We start from the raw sequence: 19,571 nt of genomic DNA on the forward strand, positions 1-19,571 counted from the left end.
TTCAGGCGACGCGGGAGGCCGTCCGCACGAGTGAACGGGACGCCAGCACCGACGCCAGGACGACCGCCCCGGCGACGGCCGAGGTCACGACGAAACGCACGACGAGGCCGCCGTCGAGGGCGGTCGTGAAGGGCAGCATGAGCACGAGCACGAAGCCGGCCGACAGCGCGATCGTCACCGACAGCGGGAGCGCGACCTCGAGGGCGCGGGCCCGGTGGAGCGAGCGCTCGCTCGTGCCGGCGAGCGCCAGCGCTCGGTACTGCTCGCTCTGGTCGAGCACCCGGGCCGCTTGGACGACACCCGTCGACGTGGCGCCGACGATGGTGATGATGACGAGGGTCACGAGCGCGCCCGTGCCGAGGTCGTCGGCGAGGTAGCGCTCGAGCGGGGTCGTCGGGTCGTCGACCTGCGCGAGGCTCGTGAAGCCCACGACGACGACGGCGAGGCCGAGGGCGCCGACCGCGCGCCATGTGCTCTTCGGGTCGTCGGCGATGCGCCGGGCCGCCAGCAGCGTCGCCGCGGTCGGGGCGACACGTGCCGCGACCCGGCCGGCCACCATGACCACCCACGGCCCGACGGCGTTGACGGCGAGGATCATCGCGCCGAGCACGAGCACGATCGTCATCCGCTGCGGCTCCTTCATCGGGGTGATGACGAGCACCCACGCAGCTCCGGCGGCCAGGGCGACGACCACCCGCAGGACACTCAGTCGCTTCGGACTCGTGCGGGCAGCCACGCCGAGCGGGCTGATCGCCACCCGGGCGAGGCTCGACGCGCCGGACACGACCGCCACGACGACGACGGCCGCGACGACGGCCAGCGTCTGCCACAGCGGCAGCACCAGTTCGCGCAGCTCGAACGGGCGCCCCTGGAAGCTCAGCCGGGCCACGAGAGGGAGCACGGTGAGGTAGAGCACGACGCCCGTCAGCGCACCGACGACGGCCTGGGTTGCAGCCTCGGCCAGCGTCATGAGGGTGACCTGTCCCGACGTCGCACCGGCGAGACGGAGCGCAGCCAGACGCTGGTCGCGGCGGGCGATCGCGAGACGCGCCGCGACACCTCCCAGCGTGAGGATCGGGATGACCATGCACGTCGTCGCGATCCACGCGAGGGTCACGTAGAGGTTGCCGATCGCCGCCTCGTCGCTGAGATGGCCCTCGAGCCCGCCCGGTGGCAGGGGGTTGCGCGCCTCGAACGCGCGGAGCCCGGCGACGCAGACGAGCAGGGCAGCCGTCGCGACGGCGAACGAGACCACAGCGAGGATGCCGGGCACCCTGTTGTCGGCCGCGCCCGCGCGCCGCAGGCGCCACCACAGCTCGGTCGCGGCCCTCATCGCGCCGCCGTCGGCGCAGCCTCGACCCGGCCGGTCCCGACGTGGGAGTCGGCGTGGGCGTCGGCGTGGGCGTGGGCGTCGGCGTCGGCGTGGGCGTCGTCGGCGTCGGGCGCGATCCGGCCGTCGCGGACCCGGACGACGCCGTTGCACCAGCGGGCGACGTTCTCGTCGTGGGTCACCACGACGAGCGACGCTCCGGTGTGCGCCGCGAGCTGCGTCAGGTGATGCATCACCTCGGCGCTCGTCGTCTGGTCGAGCGCACCGGTCGGCTCGTCGGCGAAGACCACACCGGGCCGGCCCACGAGCGCCCGCGCGATGGCGACACGCTGCGCCTGGCCGCCCGAGAGCTCGCCGGGTCGGCGCCTCTCGAGGCCCGAGAGGCCGAGCGGCGGGAAGAGCGTCGCAGCTCGCGCTGCCGCCTCCGACCGTCTGACCCCGCCGAGCATGAGCGGCAGGGCGACGTTCTCGATCGCCGGCAGCTCGGGGAGCAGCATGCCCTGCTGGAAGACGAAGCCGAAGTCCTCACGGCGCAGCACCGTGCGCTCGCGGTCCGACATCCGTGCGATGTCCCGGCCGCGCCAGAGCACCTGGCCCCCGGTAGGTCGCAGGATTCCCGCCAGGACGTGCAGCAGGGTCGTCTTGCCCGAGCCGGAAGGCCCCATGACGGCGAGGCTCTCGCCGGCGCGGATCGTCAGGTCGACGCCGCCGAGCGCGGGCGGCCCGGCGGATGCCCCGGAGCGGCCGTAGGTCATGACGAGGTCCCGGGCGACGAGGTCGCGGGCCGGGTCGGCCGATGCCGCCCGTGACGGATGCGACGGGCCCGGGGCGGCCGCCACGCCGACGCCGGGGCTGACCGGGGAGGCGACGGTGGGGGAGCCGGGGCGCTCGGGCGCGCCGGACGGCATACGGGCTGGATCGTAGTAGCTCATGGACCCACACTCGCGGTGGTGGGCCCGGCCCCACATCGGGCCGTGGTCGCCTCCCTGGCGGGACGGCATACGACCCCGGTATGACGCCCGGGACGGGGGCGTACGACGAAGGGCCGGGGACGTGATGTCCCCGGCCCCTCGGCCGTGCTGGCGGATCGCTGCGGTCAGCGCTCCGTGCCGGTCAGCCCCGCGTCGGGGTAGACCTGGTCGTCGGGCACGGGCGGCCCGGCGGTGATGTTGACCCCGAGTGCCTCGTCGAGGGCAGCGCCCTCGGGAAGCTCCGGGAGGTCGTCGGACGGGCGGTGCGCGGCGTCCGGGTGGGCCATGTCGGAGAAGGTGAACGTCTCCGCCTTGCCCTCACCCTCGGTGTCGACCTTGACGTACTGGCCGGACGCGAAGTCCCCGAACAGGATCCGCTCCGACAGGGCATCCTCGATCTCGCGCTGGATGGTGCGGCGCAGCGGGCGCGCACCGAGCACGGGGTCGTAGCCCTTCTTGGCGAGCAGGTCCTTGGCGGACTGCGTGAGCTCCATGCCCATGTCCTTGTCCTTGAGCCGCTTGTCGAGCTTGGCGATCTCGAGGTCGACGATCTGGATGATCTCGTCGCGGCTCAGGTGCGGGAAGACGATGGTGTCGTCGACACGGTTGAGGAACTCGGGCCGGAAGTGCTGCTTGAGCTCGTCGGTGACCTTCGCCTTCATCCGCTCGTAGTCCGAGCGGCTGTCGGGTCCGGCCGAGAAGCCCATGTTGGCCTTGGAGATGTCCCTCGTGCCGAGGTTGGTCGTCATGATGATGACCGTGTTCTTGAAGTCGACCATCCGACCCTGCGAGTCGGTGAGGCGGCCGTCCTCGAGCACCTGCAGCAGCGAGTTGAAGATCTCCGGGTGAGCCTTCTCGACCTCGTCGAACAGCACGACCGAGAACGGCTTGCGGCGCACCTTCTCGGTGAGCTGGCCGCCCTCCTCGTAGCCGACGTAACCGGGAGGCGAGCCGAACAGGCGGCTCACGGTGTGCTTCTCGGAGTACTCGGACATGTCGAGCTGGATCAGCGCGTCCTCGCTGCCGAAGAGGAACTCGGCGAGCGTCTTGGCGAGCTCGGTCTTACCGACACCGGTGGGACCGGCGAAGATGAACGAGCCACCCGGACGGCGCGGGTCCTTGAGGCCGGCACGAGTACGGCGGATCGCCTGGGACAGCGCCTTGACGGCGTCGTCCATGCCGACGATGCGCTTGTGCAGCTCGTCCTCCATGTGGAGCAGTCGGCTCGACTCCTCCTCGGTCAGCTTGAAGACGGGGATGCCGGTGCTCGCAGCCAGGACCTCGGCGATGAGCTCCTCGTCGACCTCGGCCACCACGTCCATGTCGCCCGACTTCCACTGGGCCTCACGGGCGGCCTTCTCCTGGCGCAGGCGCTTCTCGTCGTCACGGACGCGGGCCGCGCGCTCGAAGTCCTGGCCGTCGATGGCCGACTCCTTCTCGCGCACGAGGGCGGCGATCTTCTCGTCGAACTCGCGCAGGTCCGGCGGAGCCGTCATCCGACGGATGCGCAGTCGGGCGCCCGCCTCGTCGATGAGGTCGATGGCCTTGTCGGGCAGGAAGCGGTCGTTGACGTAGCGGTCGGCCATGTTGGCGGCCGCGACGAGCGCACCGTCGGTGATCGTCACGCGGTGGTGGGCCTCGTAGCGGTCACGCAGACCCTTGAGGATCTCGATGGCGTGCGGCAGCGTCGGCTCCTGCACCTGGATCGGCTGGAAGCGCCGCTCGAGGGCCGAGTCCTTCTCGATGTGCTTGCGGTACTCGTCGAGCGTCGTCGCACCGATCGTCTGCAGCTCACCGCGGGCGAGCATCGGCTTGAGGATCGACGCGGCGTCGATCGCGCCCTCGGCGGCACCCGCACCGACGAGCGTGTGGATCTCGTCGATGAAGATGATGATGTCGCCGCGGGTGCGGATCTCCTTGAGAACCTTCTTCAGCCGCTCCTCGAAGTCACCGCGGTAGCGGCTGCCGGCCACGAGCGAGCCGAGGTCGAGGGTGTAGAGCTGCTTGTCCTTGAGGGTCTCGGGCACCTCGCCCTTGACGATGTCCTGGGCGAGACCCTCGACGACGGCGGTCTTGCCGACGCCGGGCTCGCCGATGAGGACCGGGTTGTTCTTCGTGCGGCGGGACAGCACCTGCATGACCCGCTCGATCTCTTTCTCACGTCCGATGACCGGGTCGAGCTTGCCCTCTCGGGCAGCCTGCGTGAGGTTGCGACCGAACTGGTCGAGCACGAGGGACCCCGCGGGCGTCCCCTCGGTCTGGCTCTGGCCCACACCCGCGCCGGCCTTCTCGCCGCCCTGGCCACCCTGGTAGCCGGAGAGCAGCTGGATGACCTGCTGGCGGACCTTGTTGAGCTCCGCGCCGAGCTTGACGAGGACCTGGGCGGCGACGCCCTCGCCCTCGCGGATCAGGCCGAGCAGGATGTGCTCGGTGCCGATGTAGCTGTGGCCGAGCTGGAGCGCCTCGCGCAGCGAGTACTCGAGGACCTTCTTCGCGCGGGGCGTGAAGGGAATGTGGCCGGTCGGAGCCTGCTGCCCCTGGCCGATGATCTCCTGGACCTGGGCCCGGACCGCTTCGAGCGAGATGTCGAGCGATTCGAGGGCCTTCGCGGCGACGCCTTCGCCTTCGTGGATCAGACCCAGGAGGATGTGCTCGGTCCCGATGTAGTTGTGGTTGAGCAGGCGAGCTTCCTCCTGCGCGAGGACAACCACCCTTCGGGCCCTGTCGGTGAACCGTTCGAACATGTTCTTCTCCTGACTGATCGAGAGACATCTCGATGCTATCCGTGCCCGCTGTGGACGAGCACACCCCGACCAACGCCGGTGGTGTCCCTCCTGTTCCCCATCCTGAGCGTGATCGGCTCAGGTTCGGCCGCTGTTCGCCGTGAGCGGACAGATGCCGGGAGGCGTGTCGTGATCCTTGCGTATGCCGTGTCGTACCCGCCCAGTGTCCGCCCACCGTGTTGCGGCCGCGTTTCACACCCGTGTCGCGCGGGTCGCCGCGGTCGGTCCGGGAGCCCTTCCGACACCCAACCGCGCCATGGCGCGGTTCTGGGTCGGGACGCCCCGTCATCCGGCGCGGAACTGCGCCCGGGCGCGCTTGTCGGCGCCCTCATGCCGGCAGGGCGATGTCGCCCGACCTGCTCGGGAAGTGTCGGCGCCACTCGTGCCGGAGCCGGGGTACCGGCATACCTGCTCGGCGCATGGCCCGCGTGATCCTCGCGAGCGTGTTCGCCGGCGTCGAGTAGATGTCCCGGGACACGACCACGAGCCTGCGGATCCGCTCGTCGTCGAGGGCCTCGTCGCGGCCGATGTCGCTGAGCCACTGCTCGTCGGACTCGGCGTGCTGCCTGCCGTCGTACTCGATGATCAGCCGGAAGGGGAGGTAGGAGAGGTCGTAGCGCCGGAGCAGGGTCCCGTCGCCGTCGTGCACCCGGTGGTCGACCTCGGGCTCGGGCAGGCCGGCGAGGACGATGAGCAGCCGCAGGCGGGTCTCCATCGGCGAGTCGACGCCGGCTCTCACGAGCCTTGCCGCTCGCCGGGCCAGCCTCGAGTGGGGGCCGCGGTGCTTCTCAGCCAGGGCAACCAGCTCGTCAGGTGTGCAGCGCTTCTTGCGGACCAACGAGTCGCCGAGCACGACGAGATCGACGAGCGTCAGGCAGTGGGCCAGGTCCAGAAACGTCTGAACCGGCGTCGTCACACGAAGCCCTCGGAAGAGGACGACCTCCTGCCCCTCCTTGACACGGTGGGCCGTGATTCCGTCCCGTCGTGTCCGGTTGCGCGGACTCGAGACGTGGATGTCGGGGTGAGCAGGGACGATCCCACCCCACAGTGACGCCGCCGTGTGGTGCGACACATGGCTGCCCGGTGTGACCACGAGGAGGGCGGCCTCGATCCGGACGCGCAACGTGACGGGAACCGTTCGCTCGACATGGACCCCACGGAAGAGCGCGACGTGCGAGCGGCGGAGCCGATCATCGGTGTTCCCGGCCGCCGTCGCATCAGCCCGTCGGACCGGAGGTGTGCTGCGATCTGGGCGAGTCATGGTGGAAGCCTGCCCGGGCGATGGCAATGCGCGAGACGCCTCTCCACAGGTGGGCAGAAGCGCGCCGTGGCGCGCTTCTCGTTGTTCGGACACCCATCGTGACGTGCGAAAGTGCGCCGTGGCGCACTCTTGGGCGTATGCCGGTGGGCCGAGGTCAGGGGTTGGGGTCGGGGTGGGGGTGACCGTGGGCGAAACGGTCGTGGAGGTCGCGGACCTCGGCCTCGAGCTCGGGGGCCGGACCGTCGACGACCGCGGCCGGCACGACGTCGCGGATCGACAGTGCCGCGACCGGGGCCGGAGCCGACCCCCACGCCGACCGCCACGCGGTCAGCTGGGCCGAGCTCACGGCATACGCGATCCGGCCGAGGCCGACCCACGCGTGCGCGGCCGAGCACATGGGGCAGTGCTCGCCCGAGGTGTAGACGGTGGCGCCCGCCCGCTCCGAGGCGTTCAGGTGGGCACCGGCCCAGCGCGCGATGGCGAACTCGGGGTGCTGGGTGGCCTCGAGTGCGACGACGTGGTTGTGGTCCTCGAAGAGCACCTCCCCGTGACCCGAGACGAGGACGGAGCCGAACGGCTCGTCCCCGCGCTCGAGGGCCAGGCGCGCGAGCGAGACGGCTCGCCGCAGGTGCTCGAGGTCGGTGGCATCGAGGCTCATGCGACCCTCCCGGTGACGAGGGCGAACGTGACGAAGGCGCCGCCGTCGGCCTCGAGCATCCCCTGCACCGGTGACGTGGGCTGTCCCTTGAGCTCCATGACGGCACGTTCCCACAGCAGCCAGTTCGCGCAGGCGTCCGGCTGGTTGCGGGCGGTGACGGTCGCGAAGGCCCGACTGAACTCCCACTGGCTGCGCAGCCAGTCCGCGGTGTGCCACGCGGCCGACTCGGCGCCGACGACGCGGTCGATGTGCTCCGGGATCTCGCCGAGCTCGCGCACCTCGGTCGTCAGGGCGGGCGTCGCGACCCCGAGCTGGCCGCCCGGCTTGAGGAAGGTCGCGAGGTAGGGCGGGTAGTGGTCGCCGGTGCCGAAGTACTCCCACGCGTCGATGCTGACGATGGCGTCGAACGAGCCCCGGCCGAAGGGCAGCGCGTGCGCGTCGACCCGCGTCGCGAGGACGCGGTCGTCGACGCCCTCCTTCCGGAAGACGGCGGCCGCCTCGGTGGGGTCGACCCACAGGTCCGCGGCCACGACGCCGACGCCGTACTCCCGCGCGAGGAAGACCGACGTCGCGCCCAGTCCGGAGCCGAGGTCGAGCACGCGCATGCCGGGACGCAGGTCGAGGTCTGCGGCGAGGTCCTCGAGCAGCCACAACGGGTGCGGGCCCATGTCGAGGTCGACGAGCCACTTCGCGTCGTAGCCGTTCGACTTCGGGTAGGCGTCGCGGGTCAGGTGGTCGAGGGCTGGCATGACCCGATCCTCCGGGACGGCGACGGAGCCGTCGAATGAGTTCCACTCCCCGAAACCGCACCGCCGGGCGCCTGCTGGTCCATGATGTGACGGTTCGCACGCCACAGTGGACACAGGGAGCGCCGTGATGACGACGACCGGAACGACCGTCCGCAGACGCTTCGTCGTCGTGCTGACCGCCCTCGCAGGGCTCGCGGCGCTGCTCGTCCCGGCGACGCCCTCGACCGCAGCGACGGCCCCGCCGCCGGTCTCGAGCATCATCGTCACCGAGCGCACGGCCCACCGCGTCACCATCAGCTACGCCGTCCCGGCGGCGTACTACAGCCCCGGTGGTGGCGGAATCGTGCGCGTGACGCGGGGCCACACGCCCGCGGCGTCCCCGACGGCGGGGTATGCCGTCCCGGTCACCGGGCGCACCGCGCGCACGACGCTCACCCCGGCTCTCACCCCGAACGTGGCCTACACGTTCGCCGTCTGGGTCAAGGCGAACGGCCTCTACTCGGCCCGACGCACCATCACCGTCGTCACCCGTCCTGACGTCGTGGCGGACCTCCGTGCCGCCGCCTCGGTGACCCCGCCGTCGTACGACCTCGGTGCGGCGCAGGTCCGTCTCTCGTGGCGCAACCCCGCGGGTCCCCTCGGGGCCGTCCGCATCATCCGCAACTCGGCGCCCACGACGACGGGCGGCACGGTGGTCACGTTGAGCGGCTCGGCCACCTCGTTCGTCGACACCACGCTGCCCGCGCAGGTGTGCGGCTCACGGAGCGGCACGGGGTGCAGCACCGAAGCCGTCCACTACTGGGTCATCCCGGAGTCGACGATCGGTGGCTTCGCCGACCGCTACGTCCGCGCCGACGTCGTCGTGGGCAGCCGCACGATCACCGGCACGGTGTCGGGTGCCAACGCCACGGTCGTCGCCCTGTGCTGCCAGAACCTCGTCGACGCCGAGGATGCGCTGATCGCCGGTGCCGCGGCCGACCCCGCGGTCGACGGTGGGGCCTTCACGATCCACGTGCCGCCGGGCGTCTACACCGTCTGCACGTTCGCCGCGAACCCGCCGCGGAACCAGGTGGGCACGTGCTGGAGCACGGCCGGCGGCGGGACCACGGACCCGTGGTGGGAGGTCGGGGGAGACCCCGTGCCGACCGTCGACGTGCGCGCGGCGACGTCGTACTCGGGCGTACGGCTGTAGTGCAGATCCGGGCGCGTCAGCCGACCCGGACGAGCCGCTCGGGGGTGAGGTCGGCGAGCGACGTGCACCCGGTGAGCGCCAGCTGGAGGTCGAGCTCGGCGCGCAGGTTGCGCAGCACCTCCGACACCCCGTCGGCGCCGGCGAGAGCCAGGCCGTAGACGTGAGGGCGCCCGATACCGACGGCCGACGCGCCCAGAGCCAGGGCGACGAACGCGTCTGCGCCGCAACGGATCCCGCTGTCGAAGATCACCGGAGCCTCCGACCCTGCACCGCGCACGGCGTCGACGACCCCGGGAAGGGCGTCGAGCGCGGCGACCGACCGGTCGACCTGCCGGCCGCCGTGGTTGGAGACGTAGACGCCGGCGACCCCGGCGTCCACGGCGCGTCGGGCGTCCTCGGGGTGCAGGATCCCCTTGAGCACGATCGGCAGGCTCGTCATCGCCCGCAGCCGCGGCAGGTCGTCCCACGTCAGAGACGGACGGCTGAAGACGTCGAGGAACGTCTCGACCGCGGCGCGCGGCTCGGGTGCCGTGAGGTTGTGCCGGGTGTCGCCCGGGTGGTTGCGACTCATCGACACGAGCGTCGCGACGGCGGCCGGCGTGGGCCGCGGCCGGACTGCGGGCCCCGCAGCCGCCACCCGCTCGCGGACGAGCCGCTGGAAGACGGGGTCCGACGTGTACTGCGCGATGCCCTCGCCGCGGGCGAACGGCAGGTGACCGAGGTCGAGGTCGCGCGGACGCCAGCCGAGGTATGCCGTGTCGAGCGTGACGACGAGGGCGTCGCTGCCGCACGCCTCGGCCCGAGAGACGAGGCTCTCGACGAGGTCGTCGTCGCTGCTCCAGTAGAGCTGGTACCAGTGCCCCGAGCCGGCGAGCGCGCGGGCGACGTCCTCCATCGGCACCGAGGCCTGGGTGCTGAGGATCTGGGTGATGCGCTGCGCACGGGCGCCGCGGGCGACGGCGAGGTCGGCCTCGTCGTCGGCCATCGACAGGACCCCCACCGGGGCGACGAGGAACGGGCTCTCGTGCCGACGGCCGAAGAGCTCGACGGACGTGTCGCGGTGGGTCGTGTCGACGAGCATCCGGGGCACCGTGCGCCACCTCGAGAAGGCTGCGACGTTGGCGTCGGTGCTCGCCTCGGATCCGGCCGAGCCTGCGACGTAGGCGAACCCGCGCTTCGACATGACCTTGCGGGCTGCCGCCTCGAGGTGCGTGCCGTCGGTCGGGACCGCTGGTCGGCGGCCAAAGGCACCGGCCCGGTAGATGGCCGACTGGACGGTCCGTCCGATGCCCTCCTGCGGCATACGAGCTCCTCTGGTCGCACGGGCCCGGTCCGCGTCGCTGCGGTCCGGGTGCTGCGCCTATCCTGCTACGCGGCCGAGCCGGGGGTCACCACGAGATCGAGATGTTCTCGCGCCACCAGCGCTCCAGCCCCGTGACGGGCTCGGCCGGCTCGGCCGGCTCGGCCGGCTCGGCCGGCTCGGCCGCGCCGCGGCTCCACAGTCGCAGGTACAGGTCGACGGGGTCGCCGGTCAGGACGTGGTCGGCGTCGGCCCCACCGGTACCCCCGGACCCCGGCCGGACCCGGCTGGTCCGGACCGGCCGGCCGGTGTCGAGGTCGACGAGCCAGGCGACGTCGACGCCGTCGGGGCGCACGAGCATCCGGGTCGGGGCGCCGGGTGAGGCTCCCTCCGCGCGGCGGGTGACGAAGCCGACGAGCAGCTCGTCGATGCCGTCGAGCGCGATGCCGGGGCGGATCCACGTCTCGTCGGCGCGCGCGGGCCGTCCGAGTCGGGCCCCGAGCGCGTCGACGGCGTGGACCGTCGTCTCGTGGCACTGTCGGCGCGTCCAGAAGAGTCGTGGGGCCGGCGCGTCCTTGAGGAACACGATCGCGTCGAGGTCGTCCGGCGCATCGACGATCGCCTGCAGCAGCGCCGTCGCCCCGTCGTCGAGCCAGCCGAGCACGTCGGCGGACTCGCGGCCCTCACGCTCGAGCGGTTCCGGTGGCTCGATGGGCTCGCCGCGCAGATGGCTCGCGGCCCAGCGGTGGACCATGCCCTGGTGGACGACGAGGTCGAGCACCGTCCAGTCGGGGCACGTCGGGACGGGTGCGTCGAGCCCGGCGGCCATCGCGTTGGCGCGCAGCACGGTCGCGGCACCCCCGAGGGCCTCGCCGAGGTCGTCGAGGGTGACGCCGAGCGGACCTGGCTCGGCGAGGGCGGCGTCGTCGATCGTGGGCATCAGAGCCTCTGCACGTCCCGGGCCAGCAGCGCGAGCGCCGTCGACCCCTTCTCGGTCGCGACCTTCGCGTCGACGGACGAGTAGGTCAGGCGCACGAGCACGTTGCCCACCTGCACGACGCCGACGTAGTCGTGGCGCGTCTCGTCCGGGGACGTCCGGGTCACGTCGACCCGGCCGAGCGGCATACCCTCCGCCACGTCGCGGCGCTGGTTGGCGACGGTCGTCGTGATGCCCCTGGCCGGCCGGGGCGCCCGACACGCCTGCGCCGCGGCGAGCAGCGGCTCGGCCGCCTTCGCGGCTGGCGCGAGGTCGGGGTAGATGATCGCGGCGACGTCGGCGCGGACGCCTCCCGGTGCTTCCCAGGAGCGGGCGTATGCCGTCGGGCCGACGTCCCGGGCCACGGTGGGACCGCCCGGGCACGACGTGAGGACGGCCTCGGTCACCGCCTCGTCGTCCGTGCGGGTCAGCCCCGTGAGGTCGTGACCACGGAGGTAGGAGGCGACGGCCGCGGTGCCGTGCACGCGGGGTGGCACGACACTCGACGGGGGCGTGAGCGGCGGGTCGTCGGCGGCCTGGCTCGTCGAGCCACCGGCAGCGCCTGCCGTTCCGGCCGCGCCGGCCGGGCTGGTGGCGGCGGACGGCGTCTCGGCCGGCTCGCCGCACGCGGCGAGCACGAGAGGCAGCGCTGCGGCCACGAGGGCGGCCGTCACGGGTCGTCGGGTGGCGGTCGGGCGAGCCATGGCAGCGAGTCTGCCCCATGGCCCCGACGAGGACCCTGAGGGGCGGGGCTGGCGGCGCGCGAGCCGGAGCAGCGGAGGGGACCGGCAGGCGCGGGATGTCGGCGGCGGTAGATTTGCCCGGCGGGACGGTCACCACCGTCCGCCGCCGTGACCCGAGCGACATCCCGAGCACCACCCGGAGGCCCCCGTGGACGCCAGCGACCTGCTGCGCAACTCGCTCCTGCAGCTGTCCAAGCAGGAGAAGATCCGAGACGTCATCGAGAAGGCGCCCGTGTCGCGCTCGGTCGTCAAGCGCTTCGTGCCCGGTGCCGAGCGCGCCGACGTCGTCGGGGCCGCCTCCGAGATCGCGGCGTCCGGCCGACTCTCGACGATCGACTACCTCGGCGAGGACACGATCGACCTCGCCCAGGCCCGGCACACGCGCGACGCCTACCTCGCGCTGCTGACCGCGCTGCGCGACCAGGGGCTCACCGAGGGTGGCTCCGTCGAGGTCTCGCTCAAGCTGAGCGCGCTCGGGCAGGCCCTGCCGGGCGACGGCAACGCCATCGCGCTCGACCACGCTCGTGAGATCTGCGAGCTGGCCCGGCAGGCCGGCACGACGGTGACCCTCGACATGGAGGACCACACGACGACCGACCTGACCCTCGACGCCCTGCGCGACCTGCGGGCCGACTTCCCGACCGTCGGTGCCGTGGTGCAGGCCTACCTCTACCGCACCGAGGCCGACTGCCGGGACCTCGCGCACGCCGGGTCCCGCGTCCGTCTCTGCAAGGGCGCCTACAAGGAGCCCGAGTCGGTCGCCTTCCAGTCCGGGGCCGACGTCGACAAGTCATACGTCCGGTGCCTCAAGATCCTCATGCAGGGCGAGGGCTACCCGATGGTGGCCTCCCACGACCCGAGGCTCATCGAGATCGCCGGGGCGCTCGCGGGCCAGGCCGGTCGCGACCCGAGGTCGTTCGAGTACCAGATGCTCTACGGCATCCGGCCCGAGGAGCAGAAGCGCATCTCCGACCGCGGCGACCAGATGCGCGTCTACATCCCGTACGGCCAGGAGTGGTACGGCTACCTCATGCGCCGGATGGCCGAGAAGCCCGCCAACGTCATGTTCTTCCTGCGCGGCGTCGCCAGCAAGAACTGAGCGGAGACCCACGATGACGACGACGGCCATCTTCGGCGCGGGGGTCATGGGCGAGACCCTCGTCTCCGGCCTCATCCGCTCGGGCCGCACGCCCAGCGACCTCGTCGTCACCGGACGCACACCCGAGAAGGTCAACGCGCTCGCCGAGCGACACGGGGTGCGCGTGCTGGCCAACCCTGAGGCGGCGGACGTCGCCGACACGCTCGTGCTCTGCGTCAAGCCGCAGGACATGGCGGCGCTGCTCGACGAGATCCACGACCACGTCGCCCCCGGCAACGCCGTCATCTCGCTCGCGGCCGGCATCACGACGGAGTTCCTCGAGTCGCGACTGCCCGAGGGCACGTCGGTCATCCGCGTCATGCCCAACACTCCGGCACTCGTCGACCAGGGCATGGCCGGCATCTCGCCCGGCAGCCACTGCACCGACGACCACCTCGCCGAGGCGGAGGCACTGCTCAGCTCGTGCGGCCGGGTCGTCCGGCTCGCCGAGAAGCACCTCGACGCCGTCACGGCGATCTCCGGCAGCGGGCCCGCCTACATCTTCTACGTCGTCGAGGCCATGATCGAGGCCGGCGTCGTGCTCGGTCTGCCGCGCGCCACGGCCACCGAGCTCGTCGTCCAGACGCTCTACGGGGCGGCGACGATGCTCAAGGAGACCCGCGAGCACCCGACGGTCCTGCGCGAGCAGGTCAGCTCGCCGGGTGGCACGACGGTGGCGGCGCTGCGCCAGCTCGACGACCACAAGGTTCGGGCCGCCTTCGTCACGGCCATCGAGGCTGCGGCGGCGCGCTCGAAACAGCTGGCGTCCGGGCAGGTCTGAGGGCATCGTGGGGTGATGGCCGAGCCTCGCACCCACGACCAGCGTCTCCACCTGCACCCCGTCTCGCCGGAGGACTGGGAGTCGCACCGCGACGTCCGGCTCGCGATGCTGCAGGAGGCGCCCGACGCCTTCTGGTTCACCTACGCCGACGAGGCCGCCTACGACGAGGCCGACTGGCGCGAGCGGATCGAGGGCGCCTGGCTCGTGCAGGCCCGCGACGCCTCGGGCGTGCTCGGCAGCGCGGGGCTCGGTTCCCACTGGGAGCCCGAACGGGCCACGACCGCAACGCTGTTCGGCATGTACGTCGCCCCGGAGGCCCGCGGTCGCGGTGTGGGCGAGGCCCTGGTCCGAGCCGTCCTCGAGCAGGCGAGGCGCCTCGGCAAGACCGAGGTCGTGCTCGAGGTGACGAGCTCCAACCCGGTCGCCGAGGGGCTGTACGCGCGGTGCGGCTTCGTGCGCACCGGCGCGGTCCACGACCACCCGCGCCGACCGGACCTGCGCGAGATCGAGATGGTCCACCGCTTCTGAGTCACGCTGTCGGCCAGTCGGTCCCGAGGCGCACCGAACGTTCACCGACCCGCGGGTGCGGTCCGGCGGGCTGTCGTGCGAAGGTGGACCCATGAGCGACATCACCGTGCGTCCCCTCGGCGAGGACGACTGGGAGGACTACCGTTCCGTCCGCCTCGCCGCACTGCGTGAATCGCCCGAGGCATTCGTGGCTTCGGTCGACGAGGAAGAGTCCTACGACGAGGACTTCTGGCGTCAACGCATGCAGCGCTCCGCACGGCTCGTGGCCGAGCGCGACGGGCGCGCTGTCGGCGTGGTCAGCGTGGGCACCGCCACCGAGAGCGACGGCACGGCCGGCGAGCTCTTCGGTCTGTGGGTGCGTCCCGAGGCCCGCGGCTCCGGCGTCGCCACCCACCTCGTCAAGGACGGTGCCTCGCTCGCCGCCGAGCGCGGCCACTCCCACCTCGTCTACTGGGTCGGCACCGAGAACGGCCGCGCCGTCGCCTTCGCGAGCGGCATGGGGTTCCGCCCCACCGACTACCGCAGGCCGATGGGTGTCGTCAGCGAGGAGGACGGCGAGGAGGAGATCGCCATGGTCCTGCCGCTCGGCGCCGACAACGGACCGGCGCTGCGCCTCTGAACCGGCGGCGCGCGTCGGCCGCCCTGCGTTTCACGAACCCACCCCCCCGCTCGGGACGGTGGGTTCGTCTGTGCCGGAAGCAAGCCCGGCTCAGGGCCGGGCAGCGAAACGCTCGATGAGCTCGACGGGCCCGCTGACGATGAGCATGTGGTGCGCCGAGATCTTCGTCTGCGGGACGGCATACGTGAAGTCCTCGCCGGGCGCCTTGACGCCGACGACCGTGACGCCGTACTTGCGGCGGATCTGGCTCTGCTCCAGCGTGAAACCGATCGTCTCGGCCGGCGGCTTCAGCTTGACGATGGCGAAACCGTCGTCGAACTCGATGTAGTCGAGCATCTTGCCGTTGACGAGGTGGGCCACGCGGCGACCGGAGTCGGCCTCGGGCGAGATGACGTGGTGCACCCCGATGCGGTCGAGGATGCGCTTGTGCTCGGGTGAGAGGGCCTTCGCCCAGATCGAGGGGACGCCCGCGTCGACGAGGTTGGCCGCCGCGAGGACCGAGGACTCGACCGACGAGCCGATGCCGACGATCGCGATCCGCGGCTCCGCGTGGCGGATCATGTCGAGCGCCGTCGACTGCGCCATGTCGGCGTGCACGACCTTGGACACCTTGTTGACGTAGCTCTCGGCGATGGCGTTGTCGCGCTCGACGGCGATGACCCGGTGGCCGAGCTTGGTGAGCTCGAGAGCGACGGCCGAGCCGAAGCGTCCCAGCCCGATGACGATCACGTCGTCGTCGAAGAGCCGGTTGCGGCCCATGGGTGTTACCTCCGTCGTCCGTGGCGCGTTTCCGCGATAGCGTCTCAATCATGCCAACTCAGGCCCGGGTCGTCTGGGACTCCTCGTTCACGAGGTACGACTTCGGCCCCACGCACCCCATGGCGCCCGCTCGCCTGGACCTCACGGCCCGGCTCTGCGACGCCCTCGGGGTCTTCGACGTCGACGGCGTCGAGGTGGTCGGCGCCGGGGTGGCCACCGACGAGCTGCTCGCCACCGTCCACGACGACGACTACGTCGCCGCGGTCAAGGCCGCCTCGACCGATCCCTCCGCCGCCGACGACGCGTACGGCCTCGGCACCGAGGACGACCCGGCCTTCGTCGACATGCACGATGCCAGCGCCCGGGTCGTGTCGGGCACGGTCGACAGCTGCCGCGCCGTCTGGGAGCGCGAGGCCGAGCACGCGGTGAACTTCACGGGCGGCCTGCACCACGCGATGCGGGGCAAGGCGAGCGGCTTCTGCGTCTACAACGACATCGCCGTCGGCATCCAGTGGCTTCTCGACCACGGGGCCGAGCGCGTCGCCTACGTCGACGTCGACGTGCACCACGGCGACGGGGTCGAGCGGATCTTCTGGGACGACCCCAGGGTGCTGACGATCTCGGTCCACGAGACCGGCCGGGCCCTCTTCCCGGGCACCGGGTGGCCGGGCGACGTCGGTGGCCCCGACGCCGAGGGCACCGCCGTCAACGTCGCGCTGCCCCCCGGCCTCAGCGACGCCGGCTGGCTGCGCGCTTTGCACGCCGTCGCCATGCCACTCATCCGCGCCTTCAAACCCGACGTGCTCGTGACGCAGCACGGCTGCGACACCCACGCGGAGGACCCCCTCGCGCACTTTGCCGTCACCGTCGACGCCCAGCGGGCGGCGGCCGACGCGCTCCACCGGCTCTCGCACGAGGTGTGCGAGGGCCGCTGGGTGGCCCTCGGCGGTGGCGGCTACGAGGTCATCGGTGTCGTGCCCCGCACGTGGACGCACCTGACCGCCATCGCCGCCCACGCCCCCATCCCGACGAGCACCCCGGTCCCCGAGGACTGGCGTGCCCACGTCGAGCAGATCTTCGGGCGTCCTGGTCCGCTGCGGATGGGCGACCTGACGGCCGAGGACGGACCGCTCTGGTGGCGCTCGTGGGAGATGGGCTACGACCCTGCGAGCGAGGTCGACCGCGCCGTCATGGCGACGCGCACGGCCGTCTTCCCGCTGCATGGGCTCGACGTCCACTTCGACTGAATCGTCTGCGCCTCGCTTCGCTGCGGCGCGTGCCGCGACGCCCTTCAGGCGTCGCCTTCCTCCGCTCCGCTCGCTCGTTCCTGGCTCGCTTCGCTGCGTCCAGGCGACGCCGGCGCCGCGGCGCACCCGACAATCGGGTTGGTGGGCAGCGGTCTGAGCGCCTAACCTTGGCGCACGGCGACGACGGGCCTGACGATCCTGAGCCGAGCACGACCAGAGGCCGTCCGCGATCCGCGGCGGCGAAGGTGTGGTGGCACAGCGACATTCCCCATCGCCCACACCTCCGGGGCACCAACCCTCTGGAGGTGAACGGCATGCAACCGACCCAACCCACGACCCTTGCTCCGCGCGTGCTCGCGCGGGACCTCGCGTCCGTCGAACCCGGCGAGCGGGTCACCCTCGCCGGCTGGATCCACCGGCGCCGCGTCCTCGCGAGCGTCACGTTCCTCGTGCTGCGCGACCGTTCGGGCCTGGCCCAGGTCGTCGTCAAGGACCGCGAGACCGTCGACCAGCTCTCGGGTCTGCCCGAGGAGACCGTCGTCGAGGTGACCGGCACCGTCTCGGCCAACGAGTCGGCCCCGGGCGGCGCCGAGGTCGTCGAACCCGCGATCACCGCGCTCACCGAGCCGGCCGTCGCGCCGCCGACCGAGCTGTGGCGCCCGAGCTTCGGCGCCGGGCTTCCCACCCACCTCGACCACGCGGCGGTGACCCTGCGCCACCCGCGCCACCGGGCTGCCTGGCAGCTCGCGAGCGCGTCGATGCGCGGCTACCGGGCGGCGCTCGGGAGTCTCGAGTTCACCGAGATCGCCACCCCGAAGCTCGTCGGCACGGCCACCGAGTCGGGTGCCAACGTCTTCACCGTCGACTACTTCGGACGCACGGCCTACCTCGCGCAGAGCCCGCAGCTCTACAAGCAGATGCTCGTCGGGGTCTTCGAGCGGGTCTTCGAGGTCGGTCCGGTCTTCCGGGCCGAACCGCACGACACCGTGCGCCACCTCGCGCAGTACACCTCGCTCGACGCCGAGCTCGGCTTCATCCGTGACCACCACGACGTGCTGGCCGTCCTGCGCGAGGCGGTCGCCGGCATGGTCGAGGGCATCCGGGAGCATGCCGCCGACGCCGCTGCGCTCCTGGGCGTCGAGCTGCCGCAGGTGCCGGAGCAGTTCCCCGTCATCCACTTCAGCGACGCCCTCGCGAAGGTCGGCGCAGACGCGGACGAGCCCGACCTCAGCCCCGCGCACGAACGCGCCCTCAGCGAGTGGGCGAAGACGGCATACGGCTCGGACTTCCTTGCGGTGGAGGGCTACCCGATGGGCAAGCGGCCGTTCTACACGCACCCGCAGCCGGGTGACGAGCGCTGGAGCAACAGCTTCGACCTGCTCTTCCGCGGGCTCGAGCTGACGACCGGAGGGCAGCGCCTGCACCGACCCTCGGACTACGCCGCGGCGATGGCGCGCACGGGGACCGACTCGACGGTCCTCGTCGGCTACCTCGACGCCTTCGCCCACGGCATGCCTCCGCATGGCGGGTTCGCCATCGGTCTGGAAAGGTGGGTCGGGCGGCTGACGGGTGCCGAGAACATCCGCGAGGTGACCCTCTTCCCGCGTGACCTGCACCGCCTGGAGCCATGACGAGCCGGGAGATCCATCGCGATCCCACCGGCGTGTCGAGTTGCGCGTGATCGATTAGTTCTCCGGTTCGCTTCCCCTCCAGTCACATCTGCCCCTAATGTTGCTTCTTGCACCTGCGTGCAGTTTCGCCGGAGGGGAAGCCGTCGACGCGCGGGTGCAACCCACCGAAGATCGGGGTAACACATGTCGAATGAGCGCCAGCTCGCCGAGGTGCGGTTTCTGACCGTCGCCGAGGTCGCCTCGATCATGCGCGTGTCGAAGATGACCGTCTACCGGCTCGTCCACGGCGGAGACCTTCCGGCCGTACGCGTCGGCCGCTCCTTCCGGGTTCCGGAGGATGCGGTGCACAAGTACCTCCAGACGTCCTACATCGACACCGCGTGACAGCAGCGTCACCACGCACCCCGAGGGGGCGGCCGCGACCACCGGTCCGGCCGCCCCCTCGGCATGGGCGCAGGTGGGCTGGAGGACGCTTTTGGGCTAGGGAGCCCGTACGCGCTACCCTGTGAGCCTGTTCGGCTCGTGAAGTTCGACCTACCCCTCTCCGAGGGGTGTCGACGCAGGTCGGCACCAGCTCAGTTCGAGGACACGTCTCACGACAAGGACAAACATGGGTTCTGTCATCAAGAAGCGCCGCAAGCGGATGGCGAAGAAGAAGCACCGCAAGCTGCTGCGCAAGACGCGCCACCAGCGTCGCAACAAGAAGTGACCTGACCAGCTCAGGTATCTCGGCGGCATCGCCCCGCACGCTCTCGACCCTCACCTCCGGTGGGGGTCGTTCGCGTTCCGGGGTCGGTCGGACACCAGGCGCTCGACGAGCGCCCAGGGAGAGTCTCGACACATCCGACCATCCGGTGCCGCGCCCGGGTACGGATCGAGCAGGGTCTCGGTAGGCTGCGAGAGCG

19 protein-coding genes are annotated in these 19,571 nt (G+C 71.7%); 9 read left to right on the plus strand and 10 right to left on the minus strand.

All coding sequences use genetic code 11. The annotated features are described in order from the left end of the window. Position 1 precedes the first annotated feature (1 nt). The 6 genes from NR112_RS07690 to NR112_RS07715 form a co-directional block, all read right to left on the minus strand. Positions 2–1,333, minus strand: coding sequence for an FtsX-like permease family protein (locus NR112_RS07690; RefSeq protein WP_256793407.1), 1,332 nt, complete (start codon positions 1,331–1,333; stop codon positions 2–4). Beyond that, positions 1,330–2,262, minus strand: a complete 933-nt coding sequence (locus tag NR112_RS07695; protein ID WP_256793408.1) for an ATP-binding cassette domain-containing protein — start codon at positions 2,260–2,262, stop codon at positions 1,330–1,332. The genes NR112_RS07690 and NR112_RS07695 overlap by 4 nt, the downstream gene beginning before the upstream one ends. Positions 2,263–2,426: 164 nt before the next feature. Continuing rightward, the gene (locus NR112_RS07700; RefSeq protein WP_256793409.1) at positions 2,427–5,045 is read right to left on the minus strand and encodes an ATP-dependent Clp protease ATP-binding subunit; all 2,619 of its coding nucleotides are present in this window, start codon (positions 5,043–5,045) and stop codon (positions 2,427–2,429) included. A 367-nt stretch (positions 5,046–5,412) separates the two neighbouring features. After that, complete coding sequence (locus NR112_RS07705) at positions 5,413–6,000, minus strand: hypothetical protein (protein ID WP_256793410.1); 588 nt, start codon at positions 5,998–6,000, stop codon at positions 5,413–5,415. A 499-nt stretch (positions 6,001–6,499) separates the two neighbouring features. Then, positions 6,500–7,003 (minus strand): nucleoside deaminase, encoded by a 504-nt coding sequence (locus tag NR112_RS07710; protein WP_256793411.1) that lies wholly within the window; start codon positions 7,001–7,003, stop codon positions 6,500–6,502. Beyond that, a complete protein-coding gene (locus NR112_RS07715; protein WP_256793412.1) occupies positions 7,000–7,752 on the minus strand; it encodes a cyclopropane-fatty-acyl-phospholipid synthase family protein in 753 nt (250 codons plus the stop codon). The genes NR112_RS07710 and NR112_RS07715 overlap by 4 nt, the downstream gene beginning before the upstream one ends. Positions 7,753–7,879: 127 nt before the next feature. Between NR112_RS07715 and NR112_RS07720 the strand changes: the two genes are divergently transcribed. Further along, on the plus strand, positions 7,880–8,944 hold the full coding sequence (locus tag NR112_RS07720) for a hypothetical protein (protein ID WP_256793413.1): 1,065 nt from the start codon (positions 7,880–7,882) through the stop codon (positions 8,942–8,944). 16 nt (positions 8,945–8,960) lie between these two features. On the opposite strand, the gene NR112_RS07725 is transcribed toward NR112_RS07720, so the two are convergent. The 3 genes from NR112_RS07725 to NR112_RS07735 all read right to left on the minus strand — a co-directional run bounded on the left by NR112_RS07725 (position 8,961) and on the right by NR112_RS07735 (position 11,924). Beyond that, positions 8,961–10,247 (minus strand): alpha-hydroxy-acid oxidizing protein, encoded by a 1,287-nt coding sequence (locus NR112_RS07725; protein ID WP_256793414.1) that lies wholly within the window; start codon positions 10,245–10,247, stop codon positions 8,961–8,963. An 85-nt stretch (positions 10,248–10,332) separates the two neighbouring features. Further along, positions 10,333–11,184: a maleylpyruvate isomerase N-terminal domain-containing protein gene (locus NR112_RS07730; protein WP_256793415.1), complete on the minus strand. Its 852-nt coding sequence runs from the start codon at positions 11,182–11,184 to the stop codon at positions 10,333–10,335. Next, the gene (locus NR112_RS07735; protein WP_256793416.1) at positions 11,184–11,924 is read right to left on the minus strand and encodes a hypothetical protein; all 741 of its coding nucleotides are present in this window, start codon (positions 11,922–11,924) and stop codon (positions 11,184–11,186) included. Before NR112_RS07735 ends, NR112_RS07730 begins: the two co-directional genes overlap by 1 nt. A gap of 187 nt (positions 11,925–12,111) precedes the next feature. Between NR112_RS07735 and NR112_RS07740 the strand changes: the two genes are divergently transcribed. From NR112_RS07740 to NR112_RS07755, 4 genes are all read left to right on the plus strand, one after another. Beyond that, the gene (locus tag NR112_RS07740; protein ID WP_256793417.1) at positions 12,112–13,062 is read left to right on the plus strand and encodes a proline dehydrogenase family protein; all 951 of its coding nucleotides are present in this window, start codon (positions 12,112–12,114) and stop codon (positions 13,060–13,062) included. Positions 13,063–13,075: 13 nt separating this feature from the next. Then, entirely contained in the window at positions 13,076–13,882 is an 807-nt protein-coding gene (gene proC / locus NR112_RS07745) for a pyrroline-5-carboxylate reductase (protein ID WP_256793418.1), read from the plus strand. Positions 13,883–13,897: 15 nt separating this feature from the next. Next, positions 13,898–14,410 (plus strand): N-acetyltransferase, encoded by a 513-nt coding sequence (locus NR112_RS07750; protein WP_256793419.1) that lies wholly within the window; start codon positions 13,898–13,900, stop codon positions 14,408–14,410. Positions 14,411–14,501: 91 nt separating this feature from the next. Next, positions 14,502–15,029, plus strand: coding sequence for a GNAT family N-acetyltransferase (locus NR112_RS07755; protein WP_256793420.1), 528 nt, complete (start codon positions 14,502–14,504; stop codon positions 15,027–15,029). 90 nt (positions 15,030–15,119) lie between these two features. On the opposite strand, the gene NR112_RS07760 is transcribed toward NR112_RS07755, so the two are convergent. Continuing rightward, positions 15,120–15,788: a TrkA family potassium uptake protein gene (locus NR112_RS07760; RefSeq protein WP_256793421.1), complete on the minus strand. Its 669-nt coding sequence runs from the start codon at positions 15,786–15,788 to the stop codon at positions 15,120–15,122. Between the two features lie 50 nt (positions 15,789–15,838). On the opposite strand from NR112_RS07760, the gene NR112_RS07765 reads away from it, so the two are divergent. The 4 genes from NR112_RS07765 (at position 15,839) to NR112_RS07780 (ending at position 19,375) form a co-directional block, all read left to right on the plus strand. Continuing rightward, a complete protein-coding gene (locus tag NR112_RS07765; protein ID WP_256793422.1) occupies positions 15,839–17,035 on the plus strand; it encodes an acetoin utilization protein AcuC in 1,197 nt (398 codons plus the stop codon). Positions 17,036–17,349: 314 nt separating this feature from the next. Further along, positions 17,350–18,666 (plus strand): aspartate--tRNA(Asn) ligase, encoded by a 1,317-nt coding sequence (gene aspS / locus NR112_RS07770; RefSeq protein ID WP_256793423.1) that lies wholly within the window; start codon positions 17,350–17,352, stop codon positions 18,664–18,666. A gap of 183 nt (positions 18,667–18,849) precedes the next feature. After that, on the plus strand, positions 18,850–19,050 hold the full coding sequence (locus tag NR112_RS07775) for a helix-turn-helix domain-containing protein (RefSeq protein WP_020145054.1): 201 nt from the start codon (positions 18,850–18,852) through the stop codon (positions 19,048–19,050). Positions 19,051–19,276: 226 nt separating this feature from the next. Further along, entirely contained in the window at positions 19,277–19,375 is a 99-nt protein-coding gene (locus NR112_RS07780) for a 30S ribosomal protein bS22 (RefSeq protein WP_003792170.1), read from the plus strand. Positions 19,376–19,571: the final 196 nt, after the last annotated feature.

It is taken from the genome of Terrabacter sp. Ter38 (assembly GCF_024519435.1).
Classification (GTDB): Bacteria; Actinomycetota; Actinomycetes; order Actinomycetales; family Dermatophilaceae; genus Terrabacter.

Bases quoted from the DNA above. Each gene is read 5' to 3' on its own strand.
- NR112_RS07690 (WP_256793407.1), bottom strand. From the start codon at position 1,333: ATGAGGGCCGCGACCGAGCTGTGGTGGCGCCTGCGGCGCGCGGGCGCG.
- NR112_RS07710 (WP_256793411.1), bottom strand. From the start codon at position 7,003: ATGAGCCTCGATGCCACCGACCTCGAGCACCTGCGGCGAGCCGTCTCG.
- NR112_RS07760 (WP_256793421.1), bottom strand. From the start codon at position 15,788: ATGGGCCGCAACCGGCTCTTCGACGACGACGTGATCGTCATCGGGCTG.
- NR112_RS07730 (WP_256793415.1), bottom strand. From the start codon at position 11,184: ATGCCCACGATCGACGACGCCGCCCTCGCCGAGCCAGGTCCGCTCGGC.
- NR112_RS07700 (WP_256793409.1), bottom strand. From the start codon at position 5,045: ATGTTCGAACGGTTCACCGACAGGGCCCGAAGGGTGGTTGTCCTCGCG.
- NR112_RS07725 (WP_256793414.1), bottom strand. From the start codon at position 10,247: ATGCCGCAGGAGGGCATCGGACGGACCGTCCAGTCGGCCATCTACCGG.
- NR112_RS07765 (WP_256793422.1), top strand. From the start codon at position 15,839: ATGCCAACTCAGGCCCGGGTCGTCTGGGACTCCTCGTTCACGAGGTAC.
- NR112_RS07750 (WP_256793419.1), top strand. From the start codon at position 13,898: ATGGCCGAGCCTCGCACCCACGACCAGCGTCTCCACCTGCACCCCGTC.
- aspS (WP_256793423.1), top strand. From the start codon at position 17,350: ATGCAACCGACCCAACCCACGACCCTTGCTCCGCGCGTGCTCGCGCGG.
- NR112_RS07715 (WP_256793412.1), bottom strand. From the start codon at position 7,752: ATGCCAGCCCTCGACCACCTGACCCGCGACGCCTACCCGAAGTCGAAC.
- NR112_RS07735 (WP_256793416.1), bottom strand. From the start codon at position 11,924: ATGGCTCGCCCGACCGCCACCCGACGACCCGTGACGGCCGCCCTCGTG.
- NR112_RS07780 (WP_003792170.1), top strand. From the start codon at position 19,277: ATGGGTTCTGTCATCAAGAAGCGCCGCAAGCGGATGGCGAAGAAGAAG.
- NR112_RS07720 (WP_256793413.1), top strand. From the start codon at position 7,880: ATGACGACGACCGGAACGACCGTCCGCAGACGCTTCGTCGTCGTGCTG.
- NR112_RS07695 (WP_256793408.1), bottom strand. From the start codon at position 2,262: ATGAGCTACTACGATCCAGCCCGTATGCCGTCCGGCGCGCCCGAGCGC.
- proC (WP_256793418.1), top strand. From the start codon at position 13,076: ATGACGACGACGGCCATCTTCGGCGCGGGGGTCATGGGCGAGACCCTC.
- NR112_RS07755 (WP_256793420.1), top strand. From the start codon at position 14,502: ATGAGCGACATCACCGTGCGTCCCCTCGGCGAGGACGACTGGGAGGAC.
- NR112_RS07775 (WP_020145054.1), top strand. From the start codon at position 18,850: ATGTCGAATGAGCGCCAGCTCGCCGAGGTGCGGTTTCTGACCGTCGCC.